Origin of the sequence: Oerskovia paurometabola (assembly GCF_016907365.1) — a bacterium.
Taxonomy (GTDB): domain Bacteria; phylum Actinomycetota; class Actinomycetes; order Actinomycetales; family Cellulomonadaceae; genus Oerskovia; species Oerskovia paurometabola.
On the sequence record NZ_JAFBBV010000001.1, the window covers coordinates 4,133,687 to 4,157,507 of the forward strand.

20 protein-coding genes are annotated in these 23,821 nt (G+C 73.6%); 6 read left to right on the forward strand and 14 right to left on the reverse strand.

The genetic code is table 11. The features are described 5' to 3' along the window. Positions 1 to 19 precede the first annotated feature (19 nt). From JOD48_RS18465 to JOD48_RS18475, 3 genes are read right to left on the reverse strand one after another with little or no spacing between them, the layout of a single operon-like run. Positions 20 to 1,942, reverse strand: a complete 1,923-nt coding sequence (locus tag JOD48_RS18465; RefSeq protein ID WP_239527492.1) for an FAD-dependent oxidoreductase — start codon at positions 1,940 to 1,942, stop codon at positions 20 to 22. Beyond that, the gene (locus JOD48_RS18470) at positions 1,939 to 4,233 is read right to left on the reverse strand and encodes a molybdopterin oxidoreductase family protein (protein WP_307824320.1); all 2,295 of its coding nucleotides are present in this window, start codon (positions 4,231 to 4,233) and stop codon (positions 1,939 to 1,941) included. Before JOD48_RS18470 ends, JOD48_RS18465 begins: the two co-directional genes overlap by 4 nt. 29 nt (positions 4,234 to 4,262) lie before the next feature. Then, positions 4,263 to 5,693: an MFS transporter gene (locus tag JOD48_RS18475; protein ID WP_204810032.1), complete on the reverse strand. Its 1,431-nt coding sequence runs from the start codon at positions 5,691 to 5,693 to the stop codon at positions 4,263 to 4,265. Positions 5,694 to 6,088: 395 nt separating this feature from the next. On the opposite strand from JOD48_RS18475, the gene JOD48_RS18480 reads away from it, so the two are divergent. Further along, a complete protein-coding gene (locus tag JOD48_RS18480) occupies positions 6,089 to 6,457 on the forward strand; it encodes a hypothetical protein (RefSeq protein ID WP_191790186.1) in 369 nt (122 codons plus the stop codon). Positions 6,458 to 6,509: 52 nt separating this feature from the next. Here JOD48_RS18480 and JOD48_RS18485 read toward each other — a convergent pair whose 3' ends face one another. From JOD48_RS18485 to hisC, 6 genes are all read right to left on the reverse strand, one after another. Then, positions 6,510 to 6,893, reverse strand: coding sequence for a hypothetical protein (locus JOD48_RS18485; protein WP_204810033.1), 384 nt, complete (start codon positions 6,891 to 6,893; stop codon positions 6,510 to 6,512). Between the two features lie 346 nt (positions 6,894 to 7,239). Further along, positions 7,240 to 8,685: a dihydrolipoamide acetyltransferase family protein gene (locus tag JOD48_RS18490; protein WP_191790184.1), complete on the reverse strand. Its 1,446-nt coding sequence runs from the start codon at positions 8,683 to 8,685 to the stop codon at positions 7,240 to 7,242. Between the two features lie 59 nt (positions 8,686 to 8,744). Beyond that, a complete protein-coding gene (locus tag JOD48_RS18495; protein WP_204810034.1) occupies positions 8,745 to 9,767 on the reverse strand; it encodes an alpha-ketoacid dehydrogenase subunit beta in 1,023 nt (340 codons plus the stop codon). Next, entirely contained in the window at positions 9,764 to 10,897 is a 1,134-nt protein-coding gene (pdhA, locus tag JOD48_RS18500; protein ID WP_239528238.1) for a pyruvate dehydrogenase (acetyl-transferring) E1 component subunit alpha, read from the reverse strand. The genes JOD48_RS18495 and pdhA overlap by 4 nt, the downstream gene beginning before the upstream one ends. Before the next feature lie 452 nt (positions 10,898 to 11,349). Then, complete coding sequence (locus JOD48_RS18505; protein ID WP_204810035.1) at positions 11,350 to 11,619, reverse strand: DUF805 domain-containing protein; 270 nt, start codon at positions 11,617 to 11,619, stop codon at positions 11,350 to 11,352. A 50-nt stretch (positions 11,620 to 11,669) separates the two neighbouring features. Beyond that, positions 11,670 to 12,767 (reverse strand): histidinol-phosphate transaminase, encoded by a 1,098-nt coding sequence (gene hisC / locus JOD48_RS18510; protein ID WP_191790181.1) that lies wholly within the window; start codon positions 12,765 to 12,767, stop codon positions 11,670 to 11,672. Positions 12,768 to 12,894: 127 nt separating this feature from the next. Here hisC and JOD48_RS18515 point away from each other — a divergent pair, with 127 nt between their 5' ends. Both JOD48_RS18515 and JOD48_RS18520 read left to right on the forward strand, forming a co-directional pair. Beyond that, on the forward strand, positions 12,895 to 13,284 hold the full coding sequence (locus tag JOD48_RS18515; protein WP_191790180.1) for a phage holin family protein: 390 nt from the start codon (positions 12,895 to 12,897) through the stop codon (positions 13,282 to 13,284). Positions 13,285 to 13,317: 33 nt separating this feature from the next. Continuing rightward, positions 13,318 to 13,818 (forward strand): protein-tyrosine phosphatase family protein, encoded by a 501-nt coding sequence (locus tag JOD48_RS18520; RefSeq protein WP_204810036.1) that lies wholly within the window; start codon positions 13,318 to 13,320, stop codon positions 13,816 to 13,818. Here JOD48_RS18520 and JOD48_RS18525 read toward each other — a convergent pair. Together JOD48_RS18525 and JOD48_RS18530 are read right to left on the reverse strand one after the other, a co-directional pair. Then, positions 13,773 to 15,275, reverse strand: coding sequence for an alpha/beta fold hydrolase (locus JOD48_RS18525; protein WP_204810037.1), 1,503 nt, complete (start codon positions 15,273 to 15,275; stop codon positions 13,773 to 13,775). The genes JOD48_RS18520 and JOD48_RS18525 overlap by 46 nt on opposite strands. Then, a complete protein-coding gene (locus JOD48_RS18530; protein ID WP_204810038.1) occupies positions 15,272 to 15,571 on the reverse strand; it encodes a hypothetical protein in 300 nt (99 codons plus the stop codon). Before JOD48_RS18530 ends, JOD48_RS18525 begins: the two co-directional genes overlap by 4 nt. Before the next feature lie 214 nt (positions 15,572 to 15,785). Here JOD48_RS18530 and purB point away from each other — a divergent pair, with 214 nt between their 5' ends. Continuing rightward, complete coding sequence (gene purB / locus JOD48_RS18535) at positions 15,786 to 17,258, forward strand: adenylosuccinate lyase (protein ID WP_191790173.1); 1,473 nt, start codon at positions 15,786 to 15,788, stop codon at positions 17,256 to 17,258. 64 nt (positions 17,259 to 17,322) lie between these two features. Here purB and JOD48_RS18540 read toward each other — a convergent pair whose 3' ends face one another. Then, the gene (locus tag JOD48_RS18540) at positions 17,323 to 18,372 is read right to left on the reverse strand and encodes a hypothetical protein (protein WP_204810039.1); all 1,050 of its coding nucleotides are present in this window, start codon (positions 18,370 to 18,372) and stop codon (positions 17,323 to 17,325) included. After that, complete coding sequence (locus JOD48_RS18545; protein WP_204810040.1) at positions 18,369 to 18,764, reverse strand: PadR family transcriptional regulator; 396 nt, start codon at positions 18,762 to 18,764, stop codon at positions 18,369 to 18,371. The genes JOD48_RS18540 and JOD48_RS18545 overlap by 4 nt, the downstream gene beginning before the upstream one ends. A gap of 204 nt (positions 18,765 to 18,968) precedes the next feature. Between JOD48_RS18545 and JOD48_RS18550 the strand changes: the two genes are divergently transcribed. Next, the gene (locus JOD48_RS18550) at positions 18,969 to 20,639 is read left to right on the forward strand and encodes a glycoside hydrolase family 10-like protein (RefSeq protein ID WP_239527496.1); all 1,671 of its coding nucleotides are present in this window, start codon (positions 18,969 to 18,971) and stop codon (positions 20,637 to 20,639) included. A gap of 70 nt (positions 20,640 to 20,709) precedes the next feature. On the opposite strand, the gene JOD48_RS18555 is transcribed toward JOD48_RS18550, so the two are convergent. Next, complete coding sequence (locus JOD48_RS18555) at positions 20,710 to 22,077, reverse strand: FAD-binding oxidoreductase (protein WP_191790170.1); 1,368 nt, start codon at positions 22,075 to 22,077, stop codon at positions 20,710 to 20,712. A gap of 251 nt (positions 22,078 to 22,328) precedes the next feature. Here JOD48_RS18555 and JOD48_RS18560 point away from each other — a divergent pair, with 251 nt between their 5' ends. After that, complete coding sequence (locus tag JOD48_RS18560) at positions 22,329 to 23,792, forward strand: DUF2252 domain-containing protein (RefSeq protein WP_204810041.1); 1,464 nt, start codon at positions 22,329 to 22,331, stop codon at positions 23,790 to 23,792. Positions 23,793 to 23,821 lie beyond the last annotated feature (29 nt).

Sequence of the window (23,821 nt, forward strand, 5' to 3'; positions counted from 1 at the left end):
CGGCGCCCCGGGAGTCCTGTCAGCGCGGGGCGCCAGCCGGTTCCGGGGCGGCGGGGAGCGCGGGTGCGGGGCCGCCCTGCTCCGGGTCCGCGCGCCGCAACCAGTCGGCGAGCCCGCACACGACGTCCTTGCACCCGCCGCACCCGGTCGTCGCGCGCGTCGTGCGGGCGATGTCCATGGTGCTGCGCGCCCCCTCGCGCCAGCTCGCGACGACGTCGCCCTTGGTCACCCCGTTGCAGCTGCACACCGTGGTCCGGTCGGGCATGTGCGTGGGGTCCGACGCCGGAGCGGCCGCCTGCGCGACGGGTCGCAGCAGCAGGTGGGCCGGGTCCGCGGGCACGGGGACCCGGCGTGTGTAGGCCGCGGTGAGGTCGGCACCGATCTGCGGGGCGCCGACCACGGTCGCCCCGACGAGGAACCCGCCCGCGACCACGACCTCGACGTGCCGGCCCGCGTCGGGGTCGGTCAGGCGGAGCGTCCGATGGGTCGGGTCGTGGGGACGCCGTGACCCGCAGACACCCATCGCGACCACGTCGAGGCCCGCGGCCTTGAGCCGCACGACGTCCGTGGGTGGCGCCGTGGGCGGCGAGGGCGGTGCGCTGGGCGCGGGTGGCACCTCTCGCGCCGGCATCTCTCCGGGCGACGACCTCGCCCCACCGCCGCGAGGGTCGTCCCCAGGTGCGGCCAGCCGGGGTTCCTGGGCGCCGTGGCCCCCCGTTGGCCGCGTCTCGCGCAGGCCGCGACTCGGCGGACCCCCTGCGCTCCGCTCGACGTCGAGCGCGATCCGCAGCGCCATGCTCGGCCGGTCCTCGTCGACGAACCGGACGCGGGGTCGCGGCCTCGCCCCGGCGGGGTCGTGCGCAGGACGCCCCGGCGCGCCCCCAGGTTCCGTCCGGGACACCCGGAGGGCGAGCCGCGCCGCGAGCCGCCGCGACTGCTCCCACCCCTGCGCGATCAGCCCCGTCCCGCCCTCGGGCGGCTGCGCGCAGTCACCGATCGCGTGGACGTCCGGGTCGTCGGGGCTCGACAGCCCCTGCCCGACGACGACGCCCCGGTCCACCGTCAGGCCAGCGGTCCGGGCGAGAGTCGCCTCGGGCACCGTCCCGCACGCGAGCACGAGCAGGTCGGCCGGGATCTCGTCGGCCGGTCCGGACGGGCCCGCGGCAGCGGGCCCTCCGGTGGCCCCAGCCCCCGGTGCGCCGGTCGCGCGAGGCGTGCGTCCGCCGTCGGGCACGAGGACGAGCCCCGAGAGCGCCGCGCCCCCGTCGCCGACGCGGCGCACCACGACCTCGCGTGTGCGTGCCCCGATCCGTACCGTGATCCCGAGCTCGGCGAGCGTGCGCAGGGCCGCGAGGCCCGCGTCGGGGCCGAGCTGACGGTCCATGGGGCTCGCACCACCGTGCACCACGGTCACCGCGAGACCGCGGCGAGCCAGGCCGCACGCGACCTCGAGCCCCAGGACCCCGGCCCCGATCACGACGGCGCGTCGCGCGTTGGCGGTCGCTGCGACGATCTCGCGCGCGTCGTCGAGCGTGCGCAGGGCGTGCACCCCCGCGGGCAGCGACCCGCCGGGTCCCGACCGCAGGCCCGGGACGTCCGGGACGCGCGCGGCAGAGCCCGTCGCGAGCACCACCGCGTCGTAGCCGAAGGCCCCGTCGCTCGTGAGCACGGTGCGCGCGGCGCGGTCGATCGCGATCGCGGGCGCACCGCGGTGCACCTCGACCCTCCCGTCGCCCGCCGAGGGCATGGTCAGCGCACCGATGTCGGCCCGACCCGCGACGACCTCGCTCAGCAGGACGCGGTTGTACGGCTCGTACTCCTCGCCGCCGAGCACCGTGACGCGGACCCGACCCGGTCCGACGCTCGCGAGCAGGTCGGCCACGAACCTCGACCCGACCATGCCGTCGCCCACGACGACGACCCGGAACATGGTGTCGGTCATGCGACCACCTCCCCGGAGCGCTCGAGAGTCCGGCCCACGTGCGCATCCGGGTCCGCGTCAGGATCCGGCGCGACCGCGACCGCGCAGACCTTGAACTCGGGCATCCCGGAGATCGGGTCCGTCGCGTCGGTCGTGATGCGGTTGACGCTCCCGGCGCCGCTCCAGTGGAAGGGCATGAAGACCGTGTCGGGGCGGATCCTGTCGCTCCACCGCGCGGGCGCCCGGACCTCGCCTCGCGCCGACGTGAGGCGCACCGGGTCCCCGTCCTGGACACCCAGGCGGAAGCCGAGGATCGGGTGCATCTCGACGAACGGACCGGGCACGATCCGGTCGAGGTCGGCGACGCGGCGGGTCTGCGCTCCCGACTGGTAGTGCTGCAGGACGCGGCCCGTCACGAGGTAGACCGGGGCGTCGGGCCGCAGGTCGTCGCTGGGGCCGACGTGGTCGACCGCGACCATGCGCGCGCGCCCGTCGGGGGTGTGGAAGCGGTCGAGGAACATCCGCGGGGTGCCGGGGTGCGCCTCTCCCCCGACCGGGCCGGCCGGCACCGGCCAGAACAGCCCCGGCCCGCCCGCGGCCTCGTCGGCGTCGAGCCGCGCGTGGCTGAGCCCCGAGTAGTCCGCGACGCCGCCCGCCGAGGCCCGGGCCAGCTCGTCGAACACCTCGGCCGGTTCCAGCGGGAAGGGCACGGTCGAGCCCAGCCTGCGCGCGAGCTCGGCGAAGACCCACAGCTCGGACCGCACGCCGGCCGGCGGCGTCACGGCCTGCCGGCGGCGGATCACGCGCCCCTCGAGCGAGGTCATGGTCCCCTCCTCCTCGGCCCACTGCGTCACGGGCAGCACGACGTCGGCGCGCAGCGCGGTCTCGGACGGCACCAGGTCGCACACCACGAGCAGGTCCAGGGCGTCGAGCCGCTCGGCGACGGACGTCGCGTTCGGGGCGCTGACCAGCACGTTGGACCCGTGCACGAGCAGCGCGCGCGGCCCTCCCGGTGTCCCGAGCGAGCGCAGCAGCTCGACCGCAGGCTTGCCCGGCCCGGGCAGCGAGGCGGGGTCCACGCCCCACACCGCGGCGACGTGGGCGCGCGCGGCCGGGTCGTCGATCTTGCGGTAGCCGGGGAGCTGGTCGGCCTTCTGTCCGTGCTCCCGGCCGCCCTGCCCGTTGCCCTGCCCCGTGATCGCGCCGTACCCGGAACCGGTCCGACCGGGCAGGCCGAGCACGAGCGCCAGGTCGATCGCCGCGGTGACGGTCGCGGTGCCCTGCGTCGACTGCTCGACGCCCCGCCCCGTCAGGACGTACGCACCGCGCCCGCCGCGCGAGGGCGAGGCCGCCGCGAGCAGCCGCGCGACCCGGCGGAGGTCGTCGGCCGCGATCCCGCACACGGTCTCGGCGCGCTCGGGCCACCAGGCCGCGACCGCGCGGCGCACGTCCTCGACCCCGGACACGCGCGCGGCGAGGTACTCCTCGTCGGCGAGACCCTCGGCCCACACGACGTGCAGGAGCGCGAGCAGCACCACGAGGTCGGTGCCCGGCACCGGCTGCAGGTGGACGCCCTGCGGCGGCGCGTCCGCCGCACCGCCGGGCGCCCCCGCGCCCGTGAGCGCGGCCGTCGCCGTGCGTCGTGGGTCCACGACCACGAGCCCGCCGCGCGAGCGCACCCCCGCGAGGTGCTGGACCGAGGGCGGCATGGTCTCGGCCGGGTTCGAGCCGAGCAGCAGCACCGCGTCGGCCCCCGCGAGGTCCGCGAGCGGGAACGGCAGCCCCCGGTCGGCACCGAACGCCCGGTTCGCCCCGGCCGCCGCGCTCGCCATGCAGAAGCGCCCGTTGTAGTCGATGTTCGCGGTCCGCAGGACGGTCCGTGCGAGCTTTCCCAGCGCGTACGCCTTCTCGTTGGTGAGTCCCCCGCCGCCGAAGACCGCGACCGCGTCCCGCCCGGAGTCACCCTGGATCGCGGTGATCTCGCGGGCGACCCGGTCGAGCGCCTCGTCCCACGTCGCGGGCCGCAGCTCGCCGCGGGTCACGTCGCCCGCCGCGTCGACCGTGCGGTCGCGCACGAGCGGGACCGTGAGCCGGTCGCTCGCCGTGAGCAGGCTCGCGCTGGTCCAGCCCTTCTGGCACAGCCCGCCCTTGTTGGTGGGGAACTCGCGCGGTGCGACGACCGCGCGGGGCGAGCCCGCGCCGTCGGGCCCACGGTCCTGCGCGGGCGTGAGCGTCATGCCGCACTGCAGCGCGCAGTAGGGGCAGTGCGTGTCCCTGCCCGACGGCGCCGCTCGCCCGGGGAGTGCGGCCACGCCGGGGCCGGGAGCCGAGCGGGCCACGCTCAGATCCCCGCCGAGGCCAGTGCCGCACCCCGGCGCTGGTAGACGGCCCACGTGACCGCGGCCATGACCGCGTACACGCCGATGAAGATCCACAGCGCCGGGACGAGCGACCCCGCGAGGTCGTTCGAGACCGCGAAGCCGCGCGGGATGAGGAACCCGCCGAACGCCCCGACGGCCCCTGCGATCCCGATGCAGCCCGCGGCCGCCTTGCGGACGCGGGTGCGGTGGGCGGCGCGCTCGTCGTCGGGCAGCCCCTTCGCCGTCGCCTCCCCCGACGCCGCGAAGACCGCGGGGATCATGCGGTAGGTCGCGCCGTTGCCGATGCCCGTCGCGACGAACAGCAGCAGGAACGAGCCGAAGAACAGCCCGAACGAGTGCGACCCCAGGGCCTGGATCGCGCCGAACGCCCCGACGGCCATGACACCGAACGCCGCGATCGTCACGCGTGCGCCCCCCACCCTGTCGGCGACGATCCCGCCGAGCGGGCGGGACACCGCACCCACGAGCGCACCGAGGAAGGCGATCGAGAGCGTGACCTCGGGGAACTGGTTCTTGAGGAGCGTCGGGAACGCACCCGAGTAGCCGATGAACGACCCGAACGTCCCGATGTAGAGGAACGAGATGATCCACGTGTGCCGGTTGCGGGTCGCGGACGCGAACGAGCGGACGTCGGCCGTGGCGTGCGACAGGTTGTCCATGTACCGCCAGGCGAGGAACGCCGCGACCAGGACGAACGGGATCATCATGAGACCCGCACGTTCCAGGGCGATGCCCGCCCCCGTGACGATCACGAGCGGCACCGCGAGCTGGACGGCGGCGGTCCCGAGGTTGCCGCCTGCGGCGTTGAGGCCGAGCGCTCTGCCCTTCTCCCTCTCCGGGTAGAAGAACGAGATGTTGGCCATGGAGGACGCGAAGTTGCCGCCGCCGACCCCGGCGAGCGCCGCGACGAGCAGCATCACGCCGAACGGCGTCTGCGGGTCCTGCACGACGACCGCGAGCGAGACCGTGGGCACCAGGAGCAGCAGCGCGGACGCGATCGTCCAGTTGCGTCCGCCGAACAGCGGCACCGCGAACGTGTACGGGATGCGCAGGGTCGCGCCCACGAGGCTCGGGACGGCGATGAGCCAGAACTGCTGGTCCACGGTGAAGGCGAAGCCGGCCGTGCCGAGCTGCGGCACGACGATCGACCACAGGGCCCACACGGCGAACCCGAGGAACTCGGCGAAGACCGAGATCCACAGGTTGCGGGTGGCGACGGCGCGGCCGCCGTCGCGCCAGAAGGTCGGGTCCTCGGGGTCCCAGTGCTCGATCCAGCGGCCACGACGACGAGACGACGGGGTCGCTGCGGCGGACGGGGCCGCCGGTGGCACCGACGGCCGCCTGGGCGTTGCGGTCGTGACCTGCGGGGTAGGGCCTGCGGGGACGGACATGGCGCCTCCTGGTGGGACCGGGGTGGGACCTGGGACCGGGTGAACCGGCACGTCGAGCGACGCCCGACCGGTACCCGTGACCGTAGGAAGCGCGTGTTTCTGCCGGACGCGGCGCCCGTTTCCCGTCCGTAAGGGTTTGCGCACACCGCGGCCGGCCCCGCTGTGAGAGCCTCTGCAGCACCCGCTCGGAGGACTGCGGGGGAGCACAGTGACCAAACCGTCAGGTGATATCCGGGCCGTCCGGCGTTTCATCCTGCCCGAGCCCGACCGACCCGGTTTAGACTCGCGCCAGTCCCTTCGACGGCGGCCGGGCTGGGCGCGCTCCGACCGCTGCACGACGGGGCGAACCGCTGGACCCACGTCCAGGGGTTGAGATTCGAGAAAAGGATCCACGCATGCCGCGACAGAGCACCGCTGCATCCGGAGCGGTCAACCCGCTGCGCGCGCTCGCCGCGCTCGTCCGCCTGACGAGTGCGTCCGCACCGAAGGACGTCGACCACAGCGCGGCCCTGTGCCGCGTGTGCGCCTGGTACCTCGACGAGCCGGGCTGGACGCTCGACGGCCCCACCCACACGATCTGCGACTGCTGCGGGTCCGAGAGCGGGATCGACGACACGACCCCCGAGCGCATCATCGCCTACCGCCGCCGCTGGACCCGTGGGGGCCACGTCTGGTTCGACCCCACGCGACGACCCGCCGGCTGGACCTACGACGACGGCCTGCCGTCGGACACGCAGGACCGCTGGAGCGCCGCGAGTCACTGACGTCTCCCCGCACCACCTGCCACGCCCGGCCGCTCCCGGCCGCCGTGAGGTCCTACCCCTGGCCGGGTGCTCCCCACGTCCCTCCGCCAGGGGGCGGGGCACAGGGGCCGGGGGCGACGAGCGCCGCGATCTCGGCCCGCACCGCCACGCCGTCGCCTGTCCTCATGACGGTGTAGACGACTCCTTCGTGCGAGCTCGACGCAGGCGCGTTGCCGACCATCGCGGAGTCGACCGGCGGATCGTCGGGCACGGGCGCCCAGGCTGTCGTGACGAGGTCCGCGGTCGGGTTCTCCCTCAGCCAGTTGGCCGTCTCGCTGACGGTCGCACCAGGGATCTTCCAGAACGCCTCGAGCTCTTCGACCGGCCCGCACGACCAGCCGGTGAAGGAGGTGAAGGTGGCGACGCTGGAGTCGGATCGGATCGCTCCGGGCGGCACGACCGCCGCGTCCAGCCAGGCCTGGGCCCGCTCGCGTGCTGCTGCACCGTCGGCCCCCGGTGCGGAGGTCGCCTCACCGCTCGACGTGACGGCGACGGGGCCTGGGGTCGCCGGCCCGCCGTCGCCGTCGTCACCGGCGGCGGGGACGGAGACGGGGCGGGGGCGGAGGCGGGGGCGGGGGCGGCACAGCCGGTCACCGAGAGGGTCACGAACAACGCACCGATCACCAGGCCTGAGCGACTTCGCATGCGCACACCCTAGCGGCGAGGGGACTGCCCGACCGCACACCGATCATCGTGCATCCGCTGAGGCGTCGGCGGTCTCTCCGCAGCGCCCGGCGGGGCCGTCAACCCCAGACGAGCGCCTGGGCCGGGTCCTCGAGGATCTTCGCGACGTCGCTCAGCACGTACGCTCCGAGCGCGCCGTCGACCAGGCGGTGGTCGAAGCTCAGCGCGAGCTGCGTGACCCAGCGCTTCTTGATCTTGCCCTTGTGGACCCAGGGCTGCTCGCGGATCGCGCCGAACGCGAGGATCGCGGCCTCGCCCGGGTTGAGGATCGGGGTGCCCGTGTCGATCCCGAACACGCCCACGTTGGTGATCGTGATCGTCCCGTCGGACATGTCGGCGGGCGACGTGCGACCCGCGCGGGCCGTGGCCGTGAGGTCGGAGAGCCCTTGGGCGAGACCCTTGAGGTCGAGGCGGTGCGCGTCCTTGATGTTCGGCACGACGAGCCCGCGGGGCGTCGCGGCCGCGATCCCCAGGTTCACGTAGTGCTTGTAGACGATCTCCTGCGCGGCCTCGTCCCAGCTCGCGTTGATGTCGGGGTGGCGGCGCACCGCGAGCAGCAGCGCGCGGGCCGTGATGAGCAGGGGTGTGACGCGCACGTCCTTGAACTCGCGGTCCTCGCGGAGCCTCGCGACGAGCTTCATGGTCTTGGTGACGTCGACCGTGTGGAACTCGGTCACGTGCGGTGCCGTGAACGCGCTCTGGACCATCGCTTCGGCCGTGCGCTTGCGGACGGACTTCACGGGCACGCGGGTCTGGCGTCCGTCGGGGGTCACGGACGACCCGGTGCCCGCGTCGTTGAGCCAGGGCGAGTCGTCGCCCGCGTAGGTCGCGAGCGTGCGCGGCTCGGAGCGCGCGTTGTAGGCGAGCACGTCCTCGCGCGTGATGATCCCGCCGGGCCCGGTCGCGGGCACGGACGCGAGCTCGACGCCCAGGTCGCGCGCGAGCTTGCGCACGGGGGGCTTGGCGAGGACGGTCCGTCCGGCGGTCGCGGCGGAGACCAGGGCACGGATGGGGCCCGACGGCGCCGGTCGCGTCGCCTGCGCGGGTGCGCCGGGCGCCGGGGTCGCCGGAGCGGAGGGCGCGTCGGCGGGAGCGGGGCGCTGCGCCGTCGGGCCTGCGGCGGAGGCCGTCGCGGCGCCGCGGCGCGGGCGACGCGCGCTCGCCTGCTCGGCGACGCCGTAGCCGACCAGGACCGCACCGCTGCCCTCGGCAGCGGGGGCTTGCTCCGCGGGGGCGGCGGGAGCCGACGGCCCGCCCGTCGGGTCGGTGTCGACCACGATGATCGGCACGCCGACCTCGACCGTGTCGCCCTCGGCCGCGAGGAGCTCGGTCACGACGCCCGTGTAGGGCGAAGGGAGCTCGACGAGCGACTTGGCGGTCTCGATCTCCACGATCGTCTGGTTGACCGTGACCTCGTCGCCGACGGCGACGTGCCACTGCACGATCTCCGCCTCGGTGAGTCCCTCGCCGGCGTCGGGGAGCTTGAACTGCTCGAAGGTGGGCACTGCCTGCTCCTCGTGTGAACTGGTCTGCGGGTCGGAAGGTCGGGTGCGGCGCGGGGCCGTCAGAACGCCATGGCGCGGTCGACCGCGTCGAGCACCCGGTCGAGGCTCGGCAGATACTCGTGCTCGAGCTTCGCGACGGGGTACGGCGTGTGGAAGCCGCCGACGCGCAGCACGGGCGACTCGAGCTCGTAGAAGCACTCCTCGGTCACGCGGGCCGCGATCTCGGCGCCCGAGCCAAGGAACGTCGCGGCCTCGTGCACGACGACGCAGCGCCCGGTCTTGCGCACCGACGCGACGACCGTCGCGGTGTCGAGCGGGGAGATGGCGCGCAGGTCCACGACCTCGATCGACCGCCCCTCGGCCGCTGCCGCGGCGGCGACCTTGAGCGCGGTCGGCACCGTGGGGCCGTACGCCACGAGCGTGAGGTCCGTGCCCTCGCGCACCACGACCGCGGAGTTGAGGGTCGAGTCGCCGACGGGAGCGTCGAGCACGACGTCGCCCTTGTCCCAGTAGCGGCCCTTGGGCTCGAAGAACAGCACGGGGTCCGGGGACGCGATGGCCTCGCGGATCATCGTGTACGCGTCCCGCGGCGTCGACGGCGAGACGACGCGCAGCCCGGGGGTGTGCGCGAACAGCGCCTCGGGGCTCTCGCTGTGGTGCTCGACCGCGCCGATCCCGCCGCCGAACGGCACCCGGATCACCACGGGCAGGTTCAAGCGACCGCGCGAGCGGTAGTGCATCTTGGCGAGCTGCGTCGTGATCTGGTCGTAGGCCGGGAAGATGAAGCCGTCGAACTGGATCTCGCACACGGGCCGGTAGCCGCGCAACGCCAGACCGATCGCGGTCCCGACGATGCCCGACTCGGCGAGCGGCGTGTCGACCACGCGGTCCTCGCCGAAGCTCGCCTGGAGCCCGTCGGTCACGCGGAAGACGCCGCCGAGCTTGCCGATGTCCTCGCCCATGAGCAGGACCTTGGGGTCGCTCGCGAGCGAGGCGCGCATGCCCTCATTGATGGCCTTGCCCAGCGTGAGGCGGGCCGTGCCGGTCGCCGTGGCCGGTGCGGTGGTGGTCGGCGCGCTCATCGTGCTCCTCCGTGCTGGTCGTGCGTCCTCGAGGCTCCCTCGTCCGCGAAGGACGCCTCGTACTCCTCGAACCACCGGCGCTCGGTCGTGACGACCGCGTGCTCGGTCGCGTACACGTGCTCGAACATCGACTCGGTCGACGGGCGGCCCAGGCCGCGCACGAACGTCCGCAGGCGCTCCCCGAGCGCGTCGCCCTCGGCCTCGAGGTCTGCGGCCCACTGCTCGTCCCACGCACCCTCGGCCTCCAGGAGGAGGCGCAGGCGGTCGATCGGGTCCCGACGGCGCCACAGCTCCTCCTGCTCGGAGGTGCGGTAACGGGTGGGGTCGTCCGAGGTCGTGTGCGCGCCCATGCGGTACGTGTAGGCCTCGATGAACGTGGGGCCGCCGCCCGAGTGCGCGCGCTCGAGCGCCTCGGCCGTCGCGGCGTAGCACGCGAGGACGTCGTTGCCGTCGACCCGCAGGCTCGGGATGCCGAAGCCGTGGGCCCGCTGGTGGATCGGCACGCGCGACTGCTTGGTCGTGGGCTCGGAGATGGCCCACTGGTTGTTCTGGCAGAAGAACACGACCGGGGACTCGTTGACCGCGGCGAAGACGAGGGCCTCGCTCACGTCGCCCTGGGACGTCGCGCCGTCGCCGAAGTACGTCACGACCGCGGTGTCCTTGGCCGGGTCGCCCGTGCCGACGAGCCCGTCGCGCTGGACGCCCATCGCATAGCCCGTCGCGTGCAGCGTGTGCGAGCCGATCACGAGCGTGTAGAGGTGGAAGTTGTGCTCCTCCGGGTCCCAGCCGCCGTGGTCGATGCCGCGGAACTGGCGCAGGATGTCGGCGACGTCCACGCCGCGCGTGTACGCGACCCCGTGCTCGCGGTAGGACGGGAAGACGTAGTCCTGCGGGGCGAGCGCCCGACCCGAGCCGATCTGCGCGGCCTCCTGGCCGAGCGCCTGGGGAAAGAGCCCGAGCTCGCCCTGCCGCTGGAGCGACGTCGACTCGTCGTCGAAGCGGCGGGTCAGGACCATGTCGCGGTACAGGCCGCGCAGGGCGTCGGCGTCCAGGTGGGCGACGCGCTCGCGGTAGGCCGCGTTCTCCGGGGTCTCGACCCGCACACCGGTCGGGGTCAGGAGCTGGAGCAGGTCCGCGTCGACGGGGAGGGTCGCCCCGGTGTCCGTCGTTCCGGAGTCCGTCGAGGCCGCCAGGGGACCGCCGGCAGGCTCGGCTGCGAGGTCGGCCGCAGGGGCCGTGTGCTGCTGGTTCACGCGTTCTCCTTCGGTGCGGCCCGAGGCGTGAGCCCGGGTCGCTCGGGGGCGGTCCTCGGCCGTTCCCGACCGAACCTACGACACCGTAGCTTACGCAAGCGTAGGCTACGAGCGGGTAGCCTCCTGCGCCATTGGAGGACAAACCTTCCCCGGTCGTCTTTGGAGGTTCCCTCCAACTGCACGTCCACGTCTCGCCACGAACCAGGGCGTCGCGGACGGATCCGTTGGCGCAACCCCTCAGAACAGGCGAGCCCCGCAGCACGACGGCCACCGCAAGCACCGCCCGCACCGCGCGTCCGCACGACGGGACTCGGGGGTCAGCCCTGCGGCTACGGACCGGTGTACCCCGCCCGCGCACGGAGGGCGTCCCGCTCCCGGACGACCGGCCACGTCGAGAACGCGAACACCAGGAACATCACGACGTTCAGCAGCGGCACGATCCCCACCAGGACCCACCAGCCCGAGTAGCCGGCCTTGCGGATGATCTGGATGTAGGCGATCAGGAAGATGATCGCGACGGCCGCCCAGACGATCAGCGCCGCCGTGCCGAAGAGCCAGCCGTAGTCGTCCTGGAGCTGGTCGTACGAGGGAGTGTCCATACCGGGAGTCTTCTCCCAGGGGCCCGCTCCGGCAACAGGTACCGGTGCCGCTACCGCCAGCGTGCCGCGACCCTCAGGAACGCCTCGGTCGCCTCCTCCTCACCCACGCTCACCCGGATGCCCTCGCCCGCGAACGGGCGCACCAGGAGACCTGCCGCTGAAGCGCCCGCGGCGAGCTCCGCCGTCGGGCCGCCGAGCGGGAACCACACGAAGTTCGCCTGCGTCTCCGGCAGGTCCCAGCCCTGGTCCCGCAGCCCCTCGACCAGGCGCTCGCGCCGCGCGACCAGGTGCTCGACGCGCTCCAGCAGCTCGCCCTTGACCGACAAGGCCGCGAGCGCCGCGCGCTGCGCGACGTGCGAGACGCCGAACGGCGTCGAGACCGCGCGGACGCCCGCCGCGAGCGCGGGCTCGGCGACCGCGTATCCGACCCGCAGCCCCGCCAGCCCGTAGGCCTTGGACAGCGTGCGCAGCAGGACCACGTTGGGGTGCGCCGCGAGGACCGCGAGGCCGTCGGGCGCCTGCGGGTCGCGCACGAACTCCAGGTAGGCCTCGTCGAGGACCACCAGGACGTCGGTCGGGACCGCCGCGAGGAACGCGTCGAGCTCGCCCGCGTGCACCACGGGGCCCGTCGGGTTGTTGGGCGTGCAGACCAGGACGACGCGCGTGCGGTCGCTGATCGCCGCGGCCATCGCGGGCAGGTCGAGGCGACCGTCCCGGGTCACCGGGACGCGCACCGACGTGCCGCCCGCGACCGCGACCGCGATCGGGTACGCCTCGAACGAGCGCCACGGGTAGACGACCTCGTCCCCCGCGTCCACGACGGCCGACAGGATGTGCGCGAGCACGGCCACCGAGCCGTTGCCCACGACGACCTGCGCCGCGTCCACGCCCAGGTCGGTCGCGAGCGCCTCGGTCAGGTCCGTCGCATACATGTCCGGGTAGCGGTTGGTGTCCGCGGCCGCGTCGACGATGGCCGCGACGACCGCGGCGGGCGGCGGGTACGGGTTCTCGTTGGACGACAGCTTGAACGCGCTCGACCCGGGAGCGAGGCGCGCGCCCGGCACGTAGGCGGGCAGCGCGGCGACGGCGGGACGGAGGGGGACGCCTGCGGCGGGGGGCGTGGGGACGGAGGGCGCGGGGCTGGTCACGCCACCAGGATGCCACCGTCCCTCGCCGCCCGACGGCGTCGCTCACGTCGTGGGCCGGGTGCGCGCTTCGCACGGAGACCGCGTGTGTGGATGCCGACCCACGCCAGCCGATGGCAGGATGACACGCATGAGCTTCGTCATCCGCGTCATCGTCACCGGCATCGCGATCTGGCTCACGAGCCTGTTCATCGACGACCACTTCTCGATCGTCGGCTCCGACACCGTCGGCGGCCAGATCGTGATCGTCCTGGCCGTGGCCCTCATCTACTCGCTGGTCAACGCGATCATCAAGCCGATCGTGGCGATCATCTCGATCCCGCTCTACATCCTCACCCTGGGACTGTTCACGCTCGTCGTGAACGCCCTCATGCTGATGCTCACGGCGTGGATCACCGAGCAGACGGACTGGGGCATCCGGATCGAGGGTGGGTTCTGGTGGGCGCTGCTGGCCGCGCTCATCATCGGCGTCCTGAACTTCGCGATCTCCGCGGTGGTCGCACCCAAGTCGCGGGTCTGACCCGGAGCGGTCACGACCCCGGCCGAGGAGACCATGAGCCTCTGGAGCAGCACGACGGCCGGACTCGTCGTCCTGCCCGACGGGCGCCGCCTCCGCGGCCGCGGCCTGGCCGCCGGACCTCCCGACGCCACCGAGCTCCCTGAGCTCGGGCTCTACCTCACGGCACGACCGCACGCGGAGGCCTGGGAGTCCCGGTGGGTCTCCTGGCCCGACTTCGGCCTGCCCCGTTGGACGCCGGACGCGGTCGAGGCGCTCCGCGACGTGTACGAGCGCTCGTCCGCGCAACGCGTGGAGATCGCGTGCGACGGCGGCACGGGGCGCACGGGCACCGCGATCGCGCTCCTCGCACGGTGGGCCGGGGTGCCCGCCGACCGTGCCGTGGCGTGGGTGCGCGACAGCTACCGTCCGCGAGCGGTCGAGACGGCGGCGCAGGAGCGTCTCGTCGCCGACCTCGACCTCGACCTGGACCCCGCTCGCTCCCCCCGGGGTCATGGCGGCGCGACCGGCAGCGGGTCGAGCGCCCCACGGAAGTAGCGCGCCTCGACGCGGTCACCCGAGACGGCCTTCTCGAGCGCGTCGAGGTTGTCCATGAGGCCTGGGTGGCCGATCTCCCGGGCCCGGGTCAGGACGTCGACGTGGTGCGGCACGCCGTGCGGGATGCCGTCCTGCCTCCTGGGCGCGCCCGGGGCGTCGAGGTCCGCGCGGACCGTGACCTGGTGCGGACCGACCGGGTTGTCGGCGCCGTCGAGCTGCGAGACCACCTCCTGCTCGTTCTCGACGTGCGTGGCGCGGACGCCTGAGGGCAAGGCCGCCAGCCCGACCGGCGCCCCGGCGGTCAGGACCTGACGGACGTCGTAGCGGGGCACGGCCCCTGCCGAGCCCGCAGCCCCCCTCGCACCGGTCGCCGCCGCCGCGACGGCCATCGCGACCATGCCGCCCTGCGAGTGGCCCACCAGGACGACCTCCTCCCCCTCGGGGATCTCGGCCTGGCGCATCGCGTCGAGGACGTGCGCGGTGCTGTCGGCGGGCTCCCCCTGCACCAGGTCGAAGTTCGACGTCATGCTGAACGGTGTCGTCAGCCTGCCGAGCTGCGTCCCGGGAACCGTCACCACCCACGTCGCCCGCTGGTCGTCGCCGACGTACTTCTCGACCGAGACGACCGAGTCCGGGAGGTCGTTGCCCTTGCCGTAGACCACGTCGATCCCGGACAGGAGATCCTCCGCGCTGCGCGCGGCGGGCTTGCTGAAGCCGTCGGGCAGGGTGTCGTCCGTCAGCTCGGTCGTGACGACCTCCGCGGCGAAGTTCCGCCGGTAGGCGTCGGACACACCACGCAGCATGCCCGCGGCCTCTCCCACGTCCGAGCGCCCCTCGAGGTCCGGCACAGGACTCAGGACCGTGAGGACGGCGCCCAGGTCACGGACGGCCTCGTCGTGATACGCCCCGGAGCCGCTGACGAACCGGTCCCAGCGGACGCCGCGCCCAGCGGCCGCCCACACCGCGACGTCCGCGAGCCCTGCTCCCACCGTCAGCCCGACCCCGGTCCCGGGGATGCCCGCGAGCCACGAGAGGAAGCGCTCCGCGCCCGACTCGCCCTCCTCGTAGATCCCGGCGGCCTTCCGGAGCCGGTCGAACAGCCCCAGGAGCACCCCCTGCGCCCGGAGCAGCGCGTCGGTGTAGGCCACGGTCTCGTCGAGCAGCGCGGAGCGGGCGGCGACGACCTCGGGCGGGACGGGCACCCACGCCGACGAGGTCCCCGTACCGAGCGTGCTGTAGCACGCCGCGATCCCGCCGACCCACCGCACCGACGACGACGGCCCGTCCACGAGACCGCTGACGAGCCCGTACGCGCGCCGGCTCTCGTCGGCGGCGGCCTCGACGTGCAGCGCCGCCTCGAGGACGGTGGCGGCGGCCTCGACCAGGTGGGCCGTCTCGACCCGGGTCACTCCTCCGGAGACGACGATGCCCGCGGTCGGGTCCGGCGGCCTGCTCATCGCAGGCTCGCCTCGGCGTTGGCTGCCTCGAGCGTCCTGACGTAGCGCGCGGCAGCCCCCACGGCCCGGTCGGCGGCGAGGTCCGTCCGGTACAGCTCGTGGACCGCGTCGACGACGAGGTCTCGGTACCCGTCCGAAGCCGGCCCTTCCCACGCGGTGCCCGCGGTCCGGCTGACGATCGCGATCGCCTCCGCGGCGAGGTCGGCGGCGCGGCGCAGCTCGGGTCGTGGATCGACCACGTCGAGGGCGGGTGACCCGCCCGACACGGCGCCGGCGAGGGCGAAGGAGGTCGACATGCGCACGACCGTAGGGAAGGTCCGCGAGGTCCCGCCCGGCCCGCGCGCGCGGCTGTGGGCAGTCGTCCGCGGGCCGTGCCTGTGCACGGCCAGGACTCCTGCGCCGCGCAGGTGCCGGAGACGAGCCGGGCCGCCCGACTCCCGACCCCTCCGAGCGACGCGACGACCGCGAGACGCCCGCTCCGCCGTCGGGCGCCCGTGGGAGAATGGCGCCATGCCTACGGACTCCGCCGACTCCGCCGCGCCTGTGACCACCACCCAGCGCGCCACGCTCGCCGACATCACCCCGCCCATCGCCCTGGGGCCGCTCGACGGGCGCTACCGCGGCGCCGTCGCGCCCCTCGTCGACCACCTGAGCGAGGCCGCGCTCAACCGCGAGCGCCTCCACGTCGAGGTCGAGTGGCTCATCCGCCTCACCGAGGGCCCCGTGGTCCCGGGCGCGCCCACGCTGAGCGACGCCGAGAAGGCGTACCTGCGCGCGATCGTCACCGACTTCGACGCCGCGGGCATCGCCGAGCTGGGCGAGATCGAGCGCGTCACGGTGCACGACGTCAAGGCGATCGAGTACTACATCAAGCGTCGCCTCGAGGCGGCGCCGGGCGTGCTGGGCGAGGGCACGGTCCTGCCGTCGGCGGGCGAGCTGGTGCACTTCGCGTGCACGAGCGAGGACATCAACAACCTGTCGTACGCGCTCATGGTGCAGGGTGCGGTGCGCGACGTGTGGCTGCCCGCCGCGACGGCCCTCGCGGACCAGCTCGCCGAGATGGCCCGCGAGCACGCGGCCGTCCCGCTGCTGAGCCGCACCCACGGCCAGCCCGCGACGCCGTCGACGCTCGGCAAGGAGCTTGCCGTGCTCGCGCACCGCCTGCGCCGCCAGCTGCGCCGCATCGAGGGCGCCGAGTACCTCGGCAAGCTCAACGGCGCGACGGGCACCTACGGGGCGCACACGGTCGCGGTCCCCGGCGTCGACTGGCCCGCGGTCTCGAGGTCCTTCGTCGAGAGCCTCGGCCTCACGTGGAACCCGCTGACGACGCAGATCGAGTCGCACGACTGGCAGGCCGAGCTCTACAGCGACATGGCCCGCTTCAACCGCATCCTCCACAACCTCAGCACCGACGTGTGGACGTACATCTCGCTGGGCTTCTTCAAGCAGATCCCGGTGCCGGGCGCGACGGGGTCCTCGACCATGCCGCACAAGGTCAACCCGATCCGCTTCGAGAACGCCGAGGCGAACCTCGAGATCTCCTGCGCGCTGCTCGACACGCTCGCCTCGACGCTCGTGACCTCGCGCCTGCAGCGCGACCTCACGGACTCGACGACGCAGCGCAACATCGGCCCGGCGTTCGGCCACTCGCTGCTCGCGGTGGACAACGTCTCGCGCGGCCTGCGCGCCCTCGCGGTCAACGCGGACCTGCTCGCCGCGGACCTCGACGCCAACTGGGAGGTGCTCGGCGAGCCCATCCAGTCGGCCATGCGTGCGGCGTCGGTCGCGGGCGTGCCCGGCATGGAGAACCCGTACGAGCGCCTCAAGGACCTCACGCGCGGGCACCGCCTGACGGGCGAGGAGATGCGGGAGTTCGTCCAGGGCCTCGGCCTGCCCGACGACGTCACGCGCCGCCTCACCGACCTCACCCCGGGCACGTACACGGGCATCGCGGAGCAGCTGGTGGGCGACTACCTGGACTGAGCCTCGGCTCGTTCGCCGAGAAGTGAGTAGATGCCCCTGATCCCGCCGGATCAGGGGCATCTACTCACTTCTCGGCGGGGCTGGTGCTGACCCGCAGCGTCAGGCCGGGGTGGGGCCGGTCGACCGTCCAGCGCAGTGCCAGGAACGTCGCGGCCGCGACCAGCAGCAGGACGGCGACGTCCACGCGCTCGTACCCGTAGAAGGGGTAGGTGCGCGACCCGAAGATCCCCACGCGTCCGATCATGAACGCCGCGAAGATCCCACCGAGCAACGGCACCGCGTCGCGCGTCGCCGGGATCACCACGAGCACGACCAGCCCCACGACCACCGGCACGACGATCGTGCCCGTCGTGAGATGCCAGAACGGTGAGACGTATCGCCACGACGGCCCGGCCCCCGTGAACTCGCCCCAGGTCAGCGCGGCGAGCAGCGCGGCGATACCGGCTGGAGCGATGCCCCAGCGCCACCCGTACGGCCGTTCGCCCGTCCGGGTCCGTTCGACCAGGGCGAGCGCGAACGCCGCCATGCCCACGACCCACACGGCCTCGACATAGGCCGCCTGCAACGCGTCCTGCCAGATCATCACACCCAGCGCGACCGTCGAGACGACGGTTCCCGCGACGACGAGGGTCCGGCCGGTACGGACGAGACCGCACAGCACCAGGACGAGGCCCGCCCCCCACAGGACCCACCCCGGCGCGAACGGGTGGCTGGACACGGCGAGCCACGGGCCGCGGTATTCGAACGTGACGGCGGCCGCCACGAAGGTCTTGGCGGCCGGAACCATCAGCAGGAGCGGCAGCACGAGCACGAGGAACGTCGCGGCCGATCGTCGGCGGCCCGGGGTCGGTCCGAGCGGGACGACCACCCACTCGCGCACCGCGGCCAGCACCAGGTCGCGGCGCTCGGCCGACGACGGACGCGACTGCCCGGGGCGCGCACCGTCGAGCAGGTGCCCGAGCATCTCGGCCTCGTGCTCGCGGCGGTAGGCGAACGGGAAGAGTCGCACGAGGCGGCGGTAGTCGCGGACGAGCACGGGCGCGACGGGCAGCACGGGCACGACGGGCAGAGCCTCGTCGGCGGATCCCGTCTGCTGCGGGCCGTCGGCGGTCATGCGGGCACCGGCCCGGCACCCAGGCCCGACGGCGCCGCTCCGGTCGAGCGACCGGGCGCGCTCGCGAGCGACTCGCGGGCGGCCAGTCGTGCGAGGGCGCGTCGTGCGTGCGCCTCGGCCCGGTGCGCCTCGGCCTCGAGCCGCACGCCGCCCTCGGCCGTGAGCCGGTAGTACCGGCGCAGTCGCGAGTCGACGACCTGTTCGTGGTCGACCTCGACGAGACCCGCCGCGACGAGCCGGTCGATCGCGCCGTAGAGGGTGCCGACGCGCAGCGTGATGCGACCGTCCGAGCTGGCCTCGACGTCCTTGGCGATGCCGTAGCCGTGCAGCGGGCCGGCAGCGAGCGCCGACAGGATGAGGAACGCCGGTTCCTGGAGAGGTTTGGATGCCATGCTGAGGAACATACTCTCGTCACGAACCTATGAACAGCGACACTCCGATGGCGCCGAGCGCCGAGAAGTGAGCAGACGCCCCCGATCCCGTCGGATCAGGGGCGTCTGTTCACGTCTCGACACAGGCTCACGCGGCAGATTCCTTCACAATCAAGCGGAACTGTGAAATTCTCTTCCATGCATCGGACCCGTACCAACGGAGGCATGGACATGACGCACCACCCGAGCGACCCCACCGCGGTCGCCCCCGCTCCCACCACCCCCTCGCCCGAGACCCCGGGCCTCGGCCGCCGCGGTTTCCTCACGCTCGCGACCGCTGGCGTCGCGGCCAGCACGCTGAGCGTGACGATCGGCTCCTTCTCCCCCGCCGCGGCGGCGCCCGCCCCTGCGACGGGAGCGGCGCCGTCGGGCCCCGTGCCGCGCAAGCGCGAGCTGCGCGCCATGTGGATCTCGAGCGTCGTCAACATCGACTGGCCCTCGGCCCCCGGGCTGAGCGCCGAGCAGCAGAAGGCCGAGTACCTGCACTGGCTCGACGTCGCCGAGCAGTACCGGCTCAACGCCGTGTTCGTGCAGGTCAGGCCGACGGCCGACGCGTTCTGGCCCAGCCCCTACGAACCGTGGTCGCAGTACCTCACGGGCACCCAGGGCAAGGACCCCGGCTACGACCCGCTCGCGTTCGTCGTCGAGGAGTCGCACAAGCGCAACATCGAGATCCACGCCTGGTACAACCCGTACCGCGTCTCGATGCAGGCAGACCCTGCCCAGCTCGTCCCCGAGCACCCCGCCCGCCAGCACCCTGAGTGGGTATGGGCCTACGGCGGCAAGCTCTACTTCGACCCGGGCCTGCCCGAGGCCCAGGAGCACATCCAGCGCGCGATCCTCCACTCGGTCGAGAACTACGACCTCGACGGCGTGCACTTCGACGACTACTTCTACCCCTACGCGGTCGCGGGGCAGACCATCCCCGACGCGCACACCTATGCGACGCACGGCACGGGTTTCGCGACGGTCGAGGAGTGGCGCCGCCACAACGTCGACACGTTCGTGCAGTCCATCTCGCAGCGCATCAAGCAGGTCAAGCCGTGGGTCAAGTTCGGGATCAGCCCGTTCGGGATCTGGCGCAACGCCTCGACCGACCCGCGGGGCTCGGCGACCAGCGGCTCGCAGTCGTACGACATGCAGTTCGCCGACACGCGCAAGTGGGTCACCGAGGGGTGGCTCGACTACATCAACCCGCAGATCTACTGGCAGATCGGTCTCGCGGTCGCGGACTACGCGAAGCTCGTGCCGTGGTGGGCCGAGGTCGCGGCGCAGTCCGGCACGCAGCTCTTCGTCGGCGAGGCGCTCTACAAGGTCACGTCGGGCGTCTTCACCGACCCCGCCGAGATGTCGAACCACCTGACGTTCAGCCAGCAGGTCGACGCCGAGGTCGGCCCCGTGCTCGGGAACGTCTACTTCTCGGCCAAGCACGTGCCCGCCGACCCGCAGGGCTCCATGAGCCGCGTGCTCGAGGACCACTACCGCCACCCCGCGCTCGTGCCCGCCTCCCCCAGGCTGCCCGCGCAGCCGCTGCGCACCCCCGTGCTCGCATGGGCCGGGTGGCGCGACGACGGCGTCCGCGTCCACTGGACCGACGCCGGGGGCCGCCGCTTCCCCGCGACCTCGTTCGCGATCTACCGCGTCGACGGATGGGTCAAGAAGGTCGACGTCGAGAACCCCGCGCACCTGGTCGCGACGCAGCGCGCCGAGGGGCGGATCCTGCAGGACTACCTCGACGAGACCGCGCTGCGCGGCAAGAAGTACACCTACGTGGTCACGGCGCTCGACCGGCTGTGGAACGAGTCGCGGCCGAGCGAGGTCCGCTGGTCGGTCTGACCCTGACGTCCCGCTCCACGATGCCGAGGGAGCACGGTGCTCCCTCGGCATCGGGGCGGGTCACGCCGCCTCAGGCGGGCAGCGCGAACCTCCCGTCGGGGTCGAGCTCGCGGCGCACGGTCGCCAGGTGCGCCTGGTCCGCCGGGGACCACAGGTCGATCGGCGCGGCCTCGCTGATCGCGCCGGCGAAGTTCGCCTGGGTGCGCCCGAGCGACCAGGGCTGCGCCGCCTCGAGCAGGCCGTTGATCGCTGCCGGGACGGCCGTCTCGAAGAGCTCGGGGACGGGGAGCCCGATCGTGAAGAGCGCGAACGCGGCGTCGCGCCCCGTGACCGAGTCGGCGCCGTGCGACCCGTCGGCGAGCGCCCCGCCGAGCTGGCGGATCTCGGTCATCATGAGCGGGGCCTGCGACTGCGGCCCCGCGACCGCGAGCACGGCCTCGGCGGTCTGCGGCCCGAACGTGTGCAGCAGGGTGGACCCGTCGAGGATCGGCATGGGGTCGGTCGGGTCGGCGTGCACTCCCCCGATCGCCGCGTATGGGATCTCGGCGATCGAGTCCAGGAGGATCGGCACCGCGGTGCGCAAGGGCGCGATGGCCCGCTCGACCTCGGCCAGAGGCCGGGTCGAGGCGACGCGGAGGTTCGCCACGTACTGGCCGCGCAGCGGCTCAGGCAGGAAGTCGAGCGGAGGCAGGCGCAGCAGCGCGATGGACGTCGTGATGTCCGACGGCGCGCTCTGGACCCAGTCGGCGTAGGTCCGGAAGAGCGTCGCGGCGTCGTCCCCGAGGGCGAAGAAGCTCCCGCCGGTGACGGTCTCGAGGTTCAGCAGGCGCACCGTCACCGAGGTCACGACGCCCAGCCCCCACTTGCCGCCACGCAGCGCCCGCAGGATCTCGGGGTGGTGCTCGTCGTCGACGTGGAGCAGGGAGCCGTCGCCCGTGACGAGGTCGGCCGCGACGAGGTAGTTCGACCCGAAACCGACCTCGCGCGCGAGCGGCCCGATCCCGCCGCCGAGGAGGAATCCGACGGCTCCCACGTCGGGGGACGACCCCGTGACGGCCGCGAGACCGAGCGGCGTGACGGCGTCGAGCACGTCCCTCCATCTCGATCCTGCGGCGATGCGGGCCGTGCGCGCCGGCTCGTCGACCTCGACTCCGGTCAGGCCTGCGGTGCTCAGGGCGATACCGCCGTCGATCCCGCGCGCGAAGCCGTGACCCGTGCTGAAGACGGTCACCGGCAGGCCGAAGCGCTGGGCGGTGCGGACGGTCGCCTGGACGTCGTCGGCGGACGTGGCGTGGACGACGTAGTCGGGGCGGTGCTCGACCGCGACGTTCATCCCGGAGAGCCGGGCGTCGGGGTCGGTGCCGGCGAGGACCCGGCCGGTCACGCCCTGTGCGAGCGCGGCGAGCACGACGTCCTGCGTGGTCTCGTGGGCAGTCATGGAAGTCCCTCTCGGACGATGGGAGCGCGGAGCAGCGCTACCCCAGAGAGAGGGTTGGGAGCGCTCCCGGTGACATGTCCGCCGAGGGTGACGGAAATGTCCGCCGAGGGTGACGCCCGCCTGCGCCCAGGGTGCCCGAAACGTCCGCCGACGGTGACGCTCCCCCGCGCCCACGGTGACCGCGCGCACGGTGACCCCGCGCGCCATGATGAGCGAGGGCGCGCCGCACGCCCCGGACCCGAGGAGCGACGATGCCCCACCCCGCGACGGACCAGCCCACCCCCCAGCCCCCCACCCGGCCCGACGGCCGCCCGCCCCTGCGCGGGACGCCGTCCCCCGAGCAGCGCAAGGAGGAGGGCCGCGCCGCCCGCGCGCTCCTGCACCGCCGCGGGACCGCTTCCTGGGAGCCTGCCGCCGACCGCCGCGACCCCGTCGCGATCCTCCAGGCCCAGAACGCCAGCCGCGTCCCCGAGCTCGTCCCGCTGCGCATGGGTCGCATGGCCGCGACGCCGTTCTCGTTCTACCGCGGGGCCGCGGCGGTCATGGCGGGAGACCTCGGGGTCGGGCCCAGGACGGGACTGACCGTCCAGCTGTGCGGCGACGCGCACCTCGCGAACTTCGGCGGCTTCGCCTCCCCGGAGCGTTCGCTCGTGTTCGACATCAACGACTTCGACGAGACGCACCGCGGCCCCTTCGAGTGGGACGTGCAACGGCTCGTCGCGAGCCTCGAGATCGGGGGCCGTCACCGCGGCATGTCGCACCACGAGCGCGAGCGGATCGTGCTGGGCGCGGGGCGGGCCTACCGCGAGACCCTGCGGTCCTTCGCGGACCTGGGCCACCTCGACCTGTGGCACGTGCAGCTGCGTGGCGACGAGATCGTCGACAGGTGGCGCGGCTCGGTCCCGCCGGCCGTCATGGAGAACCTCCGCAAGGCCCTGCGGAAGGCGCGCACGAAGGACCGGCAGAAGGCCCGCCGTCGGCTCACGGTCCTCCACGACGACGGCGAGCTGCGCTTCCAGAGCAACCCGCCCCTGCTCGTGCCCGTGCGCGAGCTCTTCGACGCCGACGAGCAGGCCCGTCTCCTCGGCGTCGTGACCACGGCCCTCGCGACGTACGGCGAGTCGCTCACGGGAGCCCGCCGCATCCTGCTCGAGCGCTACCGCCTGGTCGACCTGGCGCGGCGCGTGGTCGGGGTGGGGAGCGTCGGGACGCGCTGCTGGGTCGCGCTGCTCGTGGGCCGGGACAACGACGACCCGCTGTTCCTGCAGGTCAAGGAGGCCGAGCCGTCGGTGCTCGAGCCGTACACCTCGGCGAGCCCCTACCCCGAGAACGGGCGGCGCGTGGTCGAGGGGCAGCGCCTCCTGCAGGCGACGAGCGACGCCCTGCTGGGCTGGAACACCGTGCACGGCGCCGACGACCGTCGCCACGACTACTACTTCCGCCAGCTCTGGGACTGGAAGGTCTCGGCCGACCTCGAGACCATGCTCCCGGTCGCCATGGCCGCGTACGCGCAGATGTGCGCGTGGGTCCTCGCGCGCGGCCACGCCCGCTCGGGCGACGCCCTCGCGATCAGCGCGTACCTCGGCAAGGGCGACGTCGCGGACCGCTCGTTCGCCGAGTTCGCGAAGCGCTACGCGGACCAGAACGCCCTGGACCACCGGGCGCTCGTGGACGCGATCGCCGCGGGCGACGTGGAGGCGGTCCTGGGCGTCTGACGCCTGGGCTGTCTTCCAGGCCCGACGGC